The following is a 13299-nucleotide window of genomic DNA, read 5'->3' as shown; positions in this document are numbered from 1 at the left end:
TTCCGCCCCGCTACCTGGGATGAAGTTTAGAACACCTGCAGGAAGACCTGCTTCTTCTAATACTTCGACAAATTTATAAGCGACAACCGGAGTGGCACTTGCTGGTTTTAATAGCACAGTGTTACCTGTCACAAGGGATGCCACTGTGGTACCAGCCATGATCGCAAACGGGAAGTTCCATGGGGAAATGACCACACCGACACCTAATGGAATGTAATTAAATCGGTTAAATTCACCTGGACGGCTTTCCACTGGAATTCCGTCTTTTAATTTCAACATTTGACGACCGTAATACTCCATGAAGTCAATCGCTTCCGCTGTATCGGCATCGGCTTCTTTCCATGGCTTACCTGCTTCTTTTACAAGTAAAGCAGAAAACTCATGCTTGCGACGACGAACGAGCGCAGCCGCTTTAAATAAAATATCTGCACGCACTTCTGGTTTTACTTTTTCCATGTTTGGAACGTTTCGTACGCCACGTTCATCGCTTTTTCCGCGAGTTCTTTATTTGCTTTAGAAACGCGACCGATCACTTCTTCTTTGTTCGCTGGGTTGATCGAAACGATTTTGTCTTCTGTTGTCACGCGCTCGCCACCGATGACTAGCGGATAATCTTGACCTAAATAACTTTCAACAAGCTTTAATCCTTCCTGGAACGCTCGCTTATTCTCTTCTTTCGAAAAGTCCGTAAACGGTTCGTGTTTGTACGGGATCATCCCATTCCCTCCTATTCAGTAAACGTTTTCAATACATTTTTCATTCTATCATGGATTGTTTTTGTTCATCAATTTTCGAAAGATTGGCATTTTTATAGCGAAAATCCGGTACTGACTTCCGGGGAGTCAGTACCGGTTTTTCCTTTGATGTTGCGAAGAGATGTGCCTATCGGTCCGCTTTTGTGTCCTATGTGCCAATCTAGATGTCTTATAAGCCTTTTTCATCTTCTAAATGCGCCAATTCCAACATCCTATGTACCAAACCCGTATGCTAATGATACCTGAAAACCAACACGTTTTCTTTTTCTGCAAGGCTCTACCCTGAAATAACTGTGGATAACTTTTGCTGTTATTTCATTTATCGATGTACCAATTATTATTGGCATGGGTGTCTGATAAACACTCCTGTTGATATTTATACATTACGCTTGTGGCGGACGCTTTCTGCGGGCAAGGTGCAAGCCGCTTCCCTCGCTACGCTCAAGTAAGGGTCTTGCCTGGCTTCTTGTCCCCGCTGGAGTCGCCGCCGTGTGAATAACTTGCTAAAAATCAACAATGACATATAACAGAGCCTTCTCAAAAAAAGATGACCGCATTATGCAGCCATCTTTTAATCGTATATGTGTACAAACGGTTCATTTTCGTTTGGTTTGCGGACTATTAAGGCTTCAGGCCCTGTGACAGACGTTACATTGACTTCAACATTCAAATATGGCGGAAAATGGTCCATCACGAGGCCGGTGACGTATTGCGTAAAGCCAATGGTTTCGCCTTTTCCGTAAAACTGAATCGGAATTTCAATTTTTAAATCTTGAAGTTGGTCATTGACATAAAAACCACGACCGACGACTCCGTTGTAATTCGGGAAGTATTCTTCTACGTCATCTTTAAAATTCACAAAAATCGTATAGTCTTCTCTTTTCTCTTTTTCTGCTTCTGAAGATGGGAATAAATAATATTTTTCGTTAACTTCTTCCCACTTATCAATCTTCGAACTGTTATTCGATACGTACGTATAGGCAAAAAAGTTACCAGGTACGACGGAATTTTTTCCTTTTTGTTCGTATAAAGCAATCACAATTGGAATATTAGATAAACCGTCCATTTGACGAAGGCGTTTGAGGACTTCGTCTGCTATTTTCTTTCCTTGTTCGACTACTTTTTCATGGGGAATGTCGACGGTAAACGTTGGTCCATATTGAATTTCTTGATAATAATGGACCGAGTTTAACGCAAGACCAATAACCACTCCGCCTAACTTGACGGTATCTTCATCGCTTTTGATTAAATAATTATGCTCTAATATATGAGCTAAATAGATTGGATTTTTTTCATTCTGCTCAGCAATGGTCCCTTTTCCGTCATTCGGAGGGTTTAACCCAAGATTTTTTTCTGGATCTATTTTTTTCGCTTTTAGTTCCTGCTCTGTATATTTTCGATTTAACCAGGCGTTGATAGTTGAACGGTCTAAATATTGTCCCTCTTGGAAAAAGTAATCTTCCGTCGAGAATACATTTTGCGCAATTCTCATTAGCCCTGTTTCAAACTCGGCTATATCGTAACGAGTATTTAAGTTTCCAACAACGACCCCACGAGATTGACTCGGTTTAAATGGTAAAATCGTCCGATAATATTGATTAGAAATATTGTAATTCGGGATTATCGCTGTTTCTTTTGTTTTATCTTCTTCCTGAATCACTTCGTCTTGCTTTTCAAACTTAGGAGCACAGCCTCCTAAAAGAAGAAGGGAGACTAGTGCACCGTAAATGAAACGCTTCATGTGTACCTGCACCTCTTATCGGTTAAGTTCTTCGAGCAGCTTCTCCTCATCCCAAACTTCAATGCCGAGTTCTTGTGCTTTTTTCAATTTCGAACCGGCATCGGCACCAGCGATGACAAAGTCGGTTTTTTTGCTCACACTGCTGGCTACTTTTCCACCTAATGCCTCAATTTTTTCTTTGGCTTCGTTTCTTGTTAACTGTTCGAGCTTTCCTGTTAATACGACGGTTTTTCCAGCAAATACGGATTCCACTTCACCTGCTTGCACCGGTTTTGGTCCGGTGTACGTCATGTTGACCCCAGCGGACTGGAGCTTTTCGATCAATTGTTTTGCTTCTGGTTGGGCAAAGTACGTCACAATTGAATCCGCCATTTTCTCCCCAATTTCATGAATAGCTGTTAATTCTTCAAATGTCGTATTCATGAGACGATCCATTGTTTCAAAGTGTTGCGCTAACGTTTTTGCCGCTTTAGCTCCAACGTGACGAATACCAAGACCAAACAAGAGCCGCTCCAGTGAATTGTTTTTGGATGCTTCAATGGCGTTGATTAAATTGGTCGCCGATTTTTCTCCCATTCGTTCAAGCCCGAGCAGCTGTTCTTTTTTCAAGTAGTAAAGGTCCGCCACATCGTGAATAAGCTGTTCTTTAAAAAGAAGCACAATGACTTTTTCACCAAGGCCGTCGATATTCATCGCATTCCGTGAAACGAAATGGATGAGGCCTTCCCGAATTTGGGCCGGACATTTTGGATTTATACACCGCAGCGCGACTTCCCCGTCTAAACGAACCAGCTCGCTGTCACACTCCGGACAATGTGTGGGCATGTGAAATTCTTGTTCGTTTCCTGTCCGTTTTTCCGTTAACACATTAACGACTTCCGGGATAATATCGCCTGCTTTTTTGACCACGACATGGTCGCCGATTTTAATATCTTTTTCGCGAATTAAATCTTCGTTGTGTAGCGAAGCTCGTTGTACGGTAGTACCAGCTACGCGAACGGGCGCTAAAATCGCGGTTGGAGTAATGACCCCTGTCCGACCGACGCTAAGTTCAATGTCTAAAAGTTGCGTCACCACTTCTTCGGCAGGGAATTTGTACGCAATAGCCCAACGCGGACTTTTCGCCGTTGTACCGAGCTGTTGCTGCTGCTCCAATGAGTCAACTTTAATAACAATGCCATCAATGTCATACGGTAAGTGAGGTCGCTTTTCTAACCAGCTATCCACAAACTGTAGTACCTCATCTATATTCGCGCACACTTTCCGCTCTTTATTCGTTTTAAAGCCGAGTTCTTCTAATAAGTCCAATCCTTCGCTATGGGAGGTGACTCCAGTATCCCCGACATCAGCTATTGAGTAAAGGAAGATATCTAAGTTACGAGAAGCTGCGATTTTCGGATCGAGCTGTCGTAATGAACCAGCCGCCGCGTTTCTCGGATTCGCAAACGGCTCTTCCCCTTTCGCCCGCTTTTGTTCGTTTAATACTTCAAACGAATGTTTCGGCATAAAAGCTTCACCGCGGACTTCAATGGTAACATCACGTTTGAGGCGAAGAGGAATGGACTTAATCGTTTTTAAGTTTTCCGTAATATCCTCCCCTGTCGTTCCGTCACCTCGTGTCGCTCCTTGAACGAACACCCCATTTTCATAGCGAAGTGAAACGGCAAGTCCGTCGATTTTTAATTCACAAACATAGCGAACATCGTCGCCGACCGCTTGCCGAACGCGTCGGTCAAAATCGCGTAAATCTGCTTCGTTAAACGCATTACCGAGGCTTAGCATCGGGATTTTATGCTCGACTTTTTTAAACGCGTCTAATGGTTCCCCTCCTACTCGCTGGGACGGAGAGTCCGGCGTTTTTAATTCTGGATACTGCTTTTCGATGTCGATCAGTTCTTGTAACAGACGATCGTATTCTGCATCCGGAACAGAAGGTCGGTCTAACACATAATATTCATAATTGTACTGGTTTAATAATTTGTGTAGTTCCCGTACACGTTGTTCAGCTTGTTGACGATCCATTCGAATCTTCTGCCTCGCTTTCTTTATACTTTCTCGATTGGGGCAAACTTCGCTAACAGACGTTTAATCCCAAGACCAGGGAAAGCAATATCTAATTCCAGTCCCTCACCTTCACCTTTCACGCTTACAACCGTACCGACGCCCCATTTTTTATGTTCGGCTTTATCTCCGACTTTCCACTCTTGTTTCTCGCCACCTGTTGGGCGCAACACTGGTCGTCTCGTTTGCATGCGTGGAGACCCAAATGAAGAGGAGCGTTGTTCTTCCCCGACACGCTCAATGAGCTCCTCAGGAATTTCATCGATAAAACGAGAAACTGGGTTCATATTCGTTCGTCCGAAAAGGGTGCGCATTTCCGCATTCGTTAAGTACAATTCTTCTTCTGCACGCGTAATTCCAACATAGGCTAAACGGCGCTCTTCTTCCATTTCCTCTTCTTCCATTAGGGAACGGCTATGTGGGAACACACCTTCTTCCATACCCATTAAAAACACAACCGGAAACTCTAATCCCTTCGCTGCATGCAGCGTCATTAAAATCACGGCATCGGATGAATCTTCTTCTTTTCCAAGCTCGTCAATATCGGCAATGAGCGCTAAATCCGTTAAAAAGGCGATTAAGCTTTTATCTTCGTTGTTTTCTTCAAAGTTTTTCGTGACGGATAAAAACTCTTCAATGTTTTCTAAGCGGCTTTGTGATTCCAATGATTTTTCTTGAATGAGCATCTCCCGATAGCCAGACTTGTCTAACAAGTCGTCGACAAGCTCCGTGACCGATAAATACTCTTGCATTTGCGTAAAGCTTTGAATGAAGTCGCGAAACTCAATCACCGCTTTTGTAATTTTCGGGCTTAACCCGATAAAGTCCGCTTCTCCTATCGCTTGGAAAAGAGAAATGTCATGCTCTTGGGCGTAACGGGCAATTTTATCGAACGAAGTCGACCCAATTCCGCGCTTCGGAACATTGATAATCCGTTGTAGGCTAATATCGTCATCTGGGTTCGCTACTAATCGTAAGTACGCCAAAATATCTTTAATTTCTTTCCGGTCGTAGAATTTAATTCCACCAACGATGGAGTATTCGAGGTTCGATTTTAAGAGCACTTCCTCCATGACCCGTGACTGGGCGTTCGTTCGGTACAAGATAGCGATATCAGATAATTTTCGTTTCCCGCTGTCTACAAGCTCCTTAATTTTCTTCGCGACAAATTGCGCTTCGTCTTGCTCATTGTGCGCTCGGTAGTATACAATTTTTTGACCTTCCGGATTTTCTGTCCATAAATTTTTCGGTTTACGATTAACATTGTTTTTAATCACTTCGTTTGCTGCATGAAGAATCCGTTTGGTCGAACGATAGTTTTGCTCGAGTAAAATGACGTTTGCATGGGCATAGTCTTTTTCAAAGGATAAAATGTTAGAAATATCAGCGCCACGCCAACGGTAAATCGATTGATCCGAATCCCCCACCACGCATAAGTTTTGGAAGCGAGATGCGAGCATTTTGACCAACATATATTGCGCTCGGTTTGTATCTTGGTACTCATCGACGTGAATATATTGGAACTTGCGCTGATAGTACTCCAATACTTCCGGCACGCGTTGGAACAAGTGAATCGTCGTCATAATTAAGTCATCAAAATCGAGTGCATGGTTTTTGCGCAGCCGTTTTTGATACTCCGTATACACATCGCTCACAATCGTGTCATAATAGCTTCCCGCTTGCTTAGCAAACTCTTCTGGGGTCATGAGCTCGTTTTTGGCACTGCTAATCGTTCCAAGAATCGTTCGTGGGTCAAATTTTTTCGAATCAATATTTTTGTCTTTTAAAATCCCTTTAATGACAGACTGTTGGTCGGTCGTATCTAAAATCGTAAAGTTGCGATTAATCCCTATACGGTCAATATCGCGACGTAAAATGCGTACACACATAGAGTGGAACGTCGAAATCCAAATTTCTTCCGCTGCTCCTCCTAAAAGGGCTGCAATCCGCTCTTTCATCTCCCGGGCCGCTTTATTTGTAAACGTAATAGCTAAAATGTTGTACGGATTGACCCCTTTTTCAACCATTAAGTAGGCAATCCGATGGGTTAGCACACGCGTTTTTCCACTTCCTGCCCCTGCCATAATTAATAGCGGTCCTTCTGTCGTTTTGACCGCCTGTTGTTGCTGTGGGTTTAAACCGCTCAACAGTCGTTCAGTAAGAAATTGCATGAATGGTACACCACCTATACAGAACATTTGTTCTTATTATAAACGATATGTCTTGTACATTTCATGATTTTTAATCCATTGATTTTACGGCTTTGACCGTTGCTAACGCTTGGTCTAAATCTTCGTACACCACGTTTCCAACGACAACGACATCCGCATATTGGGCCATTTCTTCAGCTTGTTCCGGTCCTTTTATGCCGCCACCGTAAAATAAGGTAGTTTCAGTCAACGTTTGTTTCACTTCTTTTACAAGCTCGACATCACCGTAAGAGCCGCTATATTCTAAATAAAATATCGGCATCCGGAACATTTTTTCCGCCATCATCGCGTAGCCAAGGACATCTTCCTTAGTGAGTTCCGTGTTTGCGCCTGTTAATTGGGCTGCTTTACATTGTTCATTTAAAATACAATAACCTTCTACAACAATTTCATCCCAGTTCATTAATTCTCCGTACTCTTTGATAGCCGCATGGTGCAGCCCTTTAAACCATTCGGAACGATCCGTGTTTAAAACCGTTGGGATAAAATAAAAATCAAACCCTGGGGTAATGGATTCGATATTGGATACTTCTAACACACAAGGTACCGTATAGCGACGAATCCGAGCCATTAAATCAAGCACGTTCTCTAACGTTACACCATCTGAACCGCCAACTACTATCGCGTCGGTTCCTGACTCGCACACTTTTTCTAAAGCTTCATCTGAAATGGATTTATTTGGATCGAGTTTAAAAACATGCTTCCACTCGCGAATATCGTACATACCTTTGTCCTCCATTACTTTTTTCCATTACACCATTATAGCATTTGTTGACCTGTTCAAAAAGAAACGATAGGAACACTATGAAAAATGGATGTAACTTCCTTTATTCACTTCCGTCTATCTCTATAAGGAAGGTGAAGAAATTGAAAAAATGGTTGATTGTTGTTTTGGTCACTTTCGGTTTAGTTGGATGCCGTTTTTCTTCTGAACCTGTTGTAAAATCAACTGATGCTGATCCTATAGTCATTCAAGATACGATAAACGGGTTAAATTTTTATGTTGAACTTAATAAAGATACGTTTTCTAAAGGGGAAGAAATTCGTGTCAAGGCAAAAGTGACAAACGAGCGGGGAACTACACTCACTCATGTCATTGGAAGTTCGTCATGCCCGACCCCAATAAAAATCCTTATTACCAAACCAGATGAAGGGTACCAATTACTTGAGAAAGGAACTGAAAATTTGGTATGTACGGATGATTACGGTTGGGGTCCTTTTAAACCTAATGAAACCTTAGAAATTGATGCTGTTTACGTTCAAAAAATAAGAAATTCGCCTTCAAAAAAAGAGGCACCACGAGGAACATATGAAGTCAAGGTACTCGTAACAGAGATTCTTGATGTTTCTTCTTTGGAAATTACCCCTATTGCGATAAATACAACGATATCTCTTGTAGAGTAAATGTACATCATATTTTTTACTTCGGATGGAAGCGTAAATTATCTATTGTGTACTTTAATGAAAGGTGAGAATCTATGAAGAAAACAGGTGCTTCTTAGTGAAGCACCTGTTTTTCTTATTCTTCGGTTTTTTCTTCTTTGTTTTCTTTTTCCAAACGATCTAGAACAAGGGCATAGGCATCATTTCCGTAGTTGAGACAACGTTTGACACGAGAGATGGTTGCCGTGCTAGCCCCTGTTTCGGTTTCAATTTTATGATAGGTGTTCCCTTCACGTAGCATGCGAGCTACTTCTAATCGTTGGGACAACGATTGGATTTCATTCACTGTGCATAAATCGTCAAAAAAGCGATAGCATTCTTCTAAATCTTTTAAGGAAAGAATTGCTTTAAATAATTGGTCTAATTCTCTCCCACGTAATTTGTCTATTTGCATCACACATACTCCTCTTTTTAATTGGTTTCAATCGTCTCATACGATACAAAGTCTATTAATGATGGAACGATATGAATCCACGTCTTACCAGGGGCAAATGCCACCTTTTGACCGTTACGTACTGGTACAATTCGTCCTTCATCGTTCATCCATTGAACTTTTTCTAACACCCCTTCGCGAATGAGAAGGGCATTTCCTCCCGAAAATAAGTTAATATCACGACGGCCGGCATTGTCAACTACTTTATGATCTGTTTCGATAATAAAAATATTGTCAATTAATACCGGTTCATTTGTCTCTCGGTCGGCTGTTAACACCCCACCAGATATTCGCGTATATTTTCCCATTTCTTGATCATACTCATACACGCTCGTAAACGTTGGGTTTTTATAATAGGAAACCATCACAGACGGAGCCGGTTGTCCAGTTAGTGTCTCTACTTCTTCTTCCGTTAAATATGGCAAAGCCTCTGGGCTGCGATTTAAATCGAATTGTAATTTCGTTGCTCCTTTGACGATACTTTCATACGTAATGTATGAATTGTGCGGTGCTACTCGTGAGGAGTCACGTTTAAAAAGCGTTCCATCGTATTGTATACCATTCATGTTGTCGATGTATCCACTTTCGAGCATTTGACGCGCTTCAGGGCTATAGCCGTGTGCAATATATATACTGTCGTATCCTTTGGCCAGCTCAATGAAATAATCGCGTGAGCTACGGACAGGTCCAAATTTTTCCGGCATTTCGCTTTGGTAAATGGCTAAAAAACGAGTTACGTCTCCTTCCGCTAATACTTCGTAGACGATGTCGGCTTTATGTAAGCCTGTTTGCGGCCTGGCTTTCGGATGATTGTTAATCGTCACGGCAATGGAGCGTTGCGCTATTTCTTCCTTTGCTGGTAACCCTGTTAAAGGGTAAACATAGTTCACTTCTTGTTTAACGGCTTCAACATTTGTCGTATCTTGCTCCTCGGTTTCTTCTACTGGCTCTGTTGTCACCGTTGTCGGCTCTTGTTCATCACTACACCCGACTAATAACGTAGCGACTACGGTCGTAGCCATCATTTTTTTTACCCACATGATTGACACCTCTATTTACTTTCTCTTTATCATTTTAACGCATTATAGAAGGAAAGAGAACTGTCTTTTTCATTACGTCATACATGCCCATTGGTGTCACTCGGATATACGGCAAATGCGTGGAAGAAAAGAACAACAAGTTATAAATAGGATCTTCATGTTGATAGCCTCGTTCTTTCAAAAGCTTCACAAGTTGTTTTGTCTGTTGAATAACCTCTTCCATCCTTTGATCGGACATGACCCCACCAAGCGGAAGCGAAATTTCATGAACAATCTTTCCGTGCTCTGCTAAAACGATGCCCCCTCCCATTTCTTTCATTCGGTTAAACGCAAGAAGCATATCTTCTTTTCGCTTTCCTAGAATAATCAGGTCACCTGAATTTGAATACGAAGATACAAATCCACTCACTGAAGTGGCAAATCCTTTCACAAGCGTATTGACATGCCATTTTCCATGTCTGTCAACTAGCATTAAAAAGCTTTCGTCATGCTCCATCGATAATTCATCACCTGTGGCATCTAGCGAAATCGAGTACGGTTTGGTGATGACGGAATTGACCATTTCAATTCCAAACGGCATCGAAAAATGTAGGTCGTCATAGGATAGTTCCCAATCAAGCGAGAGCTCTTTCAAGCCGATGTTCTGCCACTCTAAATCTGGCCATTCGCCACATGGGGCTCCGTTTCGTTTCACCCAGTGCCCTTTTGCTAATACATGCACAGGTGTTGGCAACTCTTCACTCTCTAGAAAATTAATATGAGCAATTCGCCCAGTAGCAATCATTCCGTACCAATGATCGATTCCGTAATAGCGGGCCACATTATATGAAGCCATTAAATACGCATCCATTGGATCTACTCCATGTTCAATGGCAATAGCAATCATTTTGTCCAGCAAGCCTTGCTCGTAAAAAATCGGAGTAGAGCCATCGGTCGTAAACATGATGGAGCTATAGTCTTCAATCGGATATTTCTTCATTTCTTCTAATAACTTTGGTAAATCAGGGCGAATCGAGGAATATCGCAACGATACGGTATACCCTTGCATTAATCGTTTCCATACGTCTTCTCCTGTCATCGCTTCATGATCCGCATCGGCACCGAACAGCATCATTTTAGCTAACGTCGTTTCAGAGGCACCCGGAAAGTGACCTTCGATTCGTTTTCGAAGACGTTTTGCTTCCTGTAACCAAAGAAGCATTAAGTCGTCCCCTGCCAACAAGCGTGGCCAACCGGTAAGCTCGCCCCCTTGAAGGACAAGGTCATGCTCAAGCCAAGACTTGATGTCATGGTGATTAAAAACTTGATCCTCTTCTTGTAAAACGGTCTGTGGGTCAAAACGGCACCACCAATACATCGATACTGGTAACTGTTTTAATTCTTCTAACAAAGAAAACGCTTTCTTTTTTCCGGATAATAAAAACAACATTAAGTTGTCATTGATGAGGGTCGTTGTCCCCGTTTGCGACGCATATCGGGCTAACGATTGGGGATTATATAACTGAAACGGATGGGCATGTGGCTCAATATAACCCGGGACTAAAACGTACGATTGGCAATCGACAACCTCCGTCGATTCCAAATTACTTGGAAGTTCGTTCCCAACATACACAATCCGATCCTGGTAAATCCAAATATGTCCATTCACCCATTGCTTTAATTTAGCATGTAAAAAACGGGCATTTTTTAACAATAAAGATGGGGACTTTTTCCCTTCAATGACTTCGATTTGTTCACGAATTTGTTTCGATTTCCATTTCAGTCGACGTTCTGGCATAAAGACATTCCCCCTAAAGGAAGGTACACAATCGTTTTTTACTATCCTACCATATTTTGTGTTTTAACGCATGAAAGTAGCTTGAATTTTTTATAAAAAATTTGTAAGGAGGAAGAATTCATGAAAGTAAAGCAGAATATTGGAATATTAAACGCTCTATGTCGTATAACGGCTGGACTTACCATTTTATCATGGGCCACCGCGAAAATGGTGAAGCGACCATGGCGAGACGGGTATCATCTTTTAATCGCGATGTTAGGTGCCATGAAGGTTGGAGAAGGTATATTAAAATATTGTCCACTAACTGCACTATATGAAACCTATCAGCCAGCATCGAATACGAAAAAAGAACACAACGAAGAAGCTGTGCCTGAAGCACCATTTAATCCTTCGTAAATTGTAGATGTAAAAAATTAAAAAAGGTCAGACAAGTGTCTGACCCCACCTTTATAAAAAGGGAGATGATGTGATGTTTTTAGAATATGTGACCGATATGTCCTATGTGCTTATCTCATTAATTGGTGGGATTATCGCTATTTTGTACGTATATATCCGTCGTTCGAGAAAGAACCGAACGTAATCCCTTTGTTGCCGATATCTCGGCGGAAAAAGACGTTATCTTGGGCAACTTTTTCTAATTCTTGATAAACCTTTTGTTGAGCTTCAGCAATTGTTGTCCCTTTTCCAGCGACTAAATACAAACGTCCTCCGTTGGCTACCCAATTGTCGTGTACATCTTTTTTCGTCCCTGCATGGAACAAATCTACGGTTGTGGAGATGTCTTCTAATCCAACCAGCGGAAATTCTTTTTCATATGAACCAGGATATCCTTTTGCAGCGACAACAACCCCAACAACTGCTTGTTTCTCCCATTCGATGGTGACCGGCTTGTTTTCTAACACATGCATGATGACTTCCACTAAATCGGATTTCATTCGCGGTAACACCACTTGTGTTTCTGGGTCTCCGAAACGAGCATTAAATTCGATAACTTTTGGACCATCCGCCGTATTCATTAACCCCGCATACAAAATACCTGTAAAAGGTCGTCCTTCTTTAACAAGTGCTTGAGCCGTTGGCAGTAAAATATCATTTATGGCGGCGTCCACAACCGATTCCGGAATGTGTGGGACAGGAGAATAAGCACCCATTCCTCCCGTATTCGGACCTTCATCGTGATCAAACGCTCGTTTATGGTCTTGGGCAATCACCATTGGATACACCGCTTCTCCGTGGACAAATGCCATGAGGGAAAATTCTTCTCCTTGTAAAAACTCCTCGATAACGACGCGAGTAGAGGCATCACCAAATTTTCCATGAATCATCATTTCTTCTAAGGCTTCAAACGCTTCTTCTTCCGTCATCGCCACGACGACACCTTTTCCGGCAGCAAGTCCATCCGCTTTAATCACAATCGGCGCACCGTGTTGTTTTATATATTTTTTTGCTTCTTCAAAGTGGTCAAACGTTTCATACTTCGCCGTCGGGATGTTGTATTTTTTCATTAACGCTTTTGCAAACGACTTACTACCTTCAATGAGAGCGGCTTCTTTTGTCGGACCAAAAACACGGATACCCGCTTGTTGGAATTGGTTAACAATCCCCTCCAATAGTGGATTTTCTGGACCGACGATGACTAACTCGATATGCTGTTCTTTGGCAAATTGGATAAGCTGTTCATGCGCTGATTCTTCAATCGGAACTAACGTCGCATCAAACCCAATTCCCGCATTTCCTGGCGCGCAAAAGACCGTGTCGACGTTCGGACTTTCGTTTAATTTTTTACAAATCGCATGCTCACGGCCGCCTCTTCCAATGACTAATACGTTCATGGATATC

The 13299-nt window shown here is 42.1% G+C and carries 11 protein-coding genes and 1 pseudogene; 3 read left to right on the top strand and 9 right to left on the bottom strand.

What is annotated here, in order from left to right:
• The 5 genes and pseudogenes from ABES52_RS13740 to pcrB all read right to left on the bottom strand — a co-directional run.
• Positions 1 to 716, bottom strand: a pseudogene (locus tag ABES52_RS13740) (aldehyde dehydrogenase family protein); the annotation flags it as partial.
• A 610-nt stretch (positions 717 to 1326) separates the two neighbouring features.
• Positions 1327 to 2496 carry a CamS family sex pheromone protein gene (locus ABES52_RS13735; RefSeq protein WP_429651750.1) on the bottom strand — a complete coding sequence of 390 codons (1170 nt, stop codon included), beginning with the start codon at positions 2494 to 2496 and terminating at the stop codon, positions 1327 to 1329.
• A gap of 15 nt (positions 2497 to 2511) precedes the next feature.
• Positions 2512 to 4518 carry an NAD-dependent DNA ligase LigA gene (gene ligA, locus ABES52_RS13730; RefSeq protein ID WP_429651749.1) on the bottom strand — a complete coding sequence of 669 codons (2007 nt, stop codon included), beginning with the start codon at positions 4516 to 4518 and terminating at the stop codon, positions 2512 to 2514.
• Between the two features lie 23 nt (positions 4519 to 4541).
• Positions 4542 to 6728 carry a DNA helicase PcrA gene (gene pcrA, locus ABES52_RS13725; protein ID WP_429651748.1) on the bottom strand — a complete coding sequence of 729 codons (2187 nt, stop codon included), beginning with the start codon at positions 6726 to 6728 and terminating at the stop codon, positions 4542 to 4544.
• A 70-nt stretch (positions 6729 to 6798) separates the two neighbouring features.
• A complete protein-coding gene (gene pcrB, locus ABES52_RS13720) occupies positions 6799 to 7491 on the bottom strand; it encodes a heptaprenylglyceryl phosphate synthase (protein WP_429651747.1) in 693 nt (230 codons plus the stop codon).
• Between the two features lie 143 nt (positions 7492 to 7634).
• Here pcrB and ABES52_RS13715 point away from each other — a divergent pair, with 143 nt between their 5' ends.
• On the top strand, positions 7635 to 8171 hold the full coding sequence (locus ABES52_RS13715) for a putative periplasmic lipoprotein (RefSeq protein ID WP_429651746.1): 537 nt from the start codon (positions 7635 to 7637) through the stop codon (positions 8169 to 8171).
• A gap of 115 nt (positions 8172 to 8286) precedes the next feature.
• Here the strand turns inward: ABES52_RS13715 and ABES52_RS13710 are convergent, their stop codons facing one another.
• From ABES52_RS13710 to ABES52_RS13700, 3 genes are read right to left on the bottom strand one after another with little or no spacing between them, the layout of a single operon-like run.
• On the bottom strand, positions 8287 to 8604 hold the full coding sequence (locus ABES52_RS13710; RefSeq protein WP_429651745.1) for a YerC/YecD family TrpR-related protein: 318 nt from the start codon (positions 8602 to 8604) through the stop codon (positions 8287 to 8289).
• 17 nt (positions 8605 to 8621) lie between these two features.
• Positions 8622 to 9683 (bottom strand): DUF3048 domain-containing protein, encoded by a 1062-nt coding sequence (locus ABES52_RS13705; protein WP_429651744.1) that lies wholly within the window; start codon positions 9681 to 9683, stop codon positions 8622 to 8624.
• Between the two features lie 34 nt (positions 9684 to 9717).
• The gene (locus ABES52_RS13700; protein ID WP_429651743.1) at positions 9718 to 11460 is read right to left on the bottom strand and encodes an adenine deaminase C-terminal domain-containing protein; all 1743 of its coding nucleotides are present in this window, start codon (positions 11458 to 11460) and stop codon (positions 9718 to 9720) included.
• A gap of 120 nt (positions 11461 to 11580) precedes the next feature.
• Between ABES52_RS13700 and ABES52_RS13695 the strand changes: the two genes are divergently transcribed.
• Both ABES52_RS13695 and ABES52_RS13690 read left to right on the top strand, forming a co-directional pair.
• Complete coding sequence (locus ABES52_RS13695) at positions 11581 to 11856, top strand: YgaP family membrane protein (protein WP_429651742.1); 276 nt, start codon at positions 11581 to 11583, stop codon at positions 11854 to 11856.
• 73 nt (positions 11857 to 11929) lie between these two features.
• The gene (locus ABES52_RS13690; RefSeq protein WP_429651741.1) at positions 11930 to 12040 is read left to right on the top strand and encodes an EYxxD motif small membrane protein; all 111 of its coding nucleotides are present in this window, start codon (positions 11930 to 11932) and stop codon (positions 12038 to 12040) included.
• Here the strand turns inward: ABES52_RS13690 and purD are convergent.
• Complete coding sequence (gene purD / locus ABES52_RS13685) at positions 11994 to 13292, bottom strand: phosphoribosylamine--glycine ligase (protein ID WP_429651740.1); 1299 nt, start codon at positions 13290 to 13292, stop codon at positions 11994 to 11996. The genes ABES52_RS13690 and purD overlap by 47 nt on opposite strands.
• Positions 13293 to 13299 lie beyond the last annotated feature (7 nt).

This window comes from Aeribacillus pallidus (assembly GCF_050478865.1).
Lineage (GTDB): Bacteria > Bacillota > Bacilli > Bacillales > JACDOC01 > JACDOC01.
The sequence above is the reverse complement of the archived record's forward strand: the minus strand, read 5'-3'. Positions and strand labels throughout refer to the sequence as shown.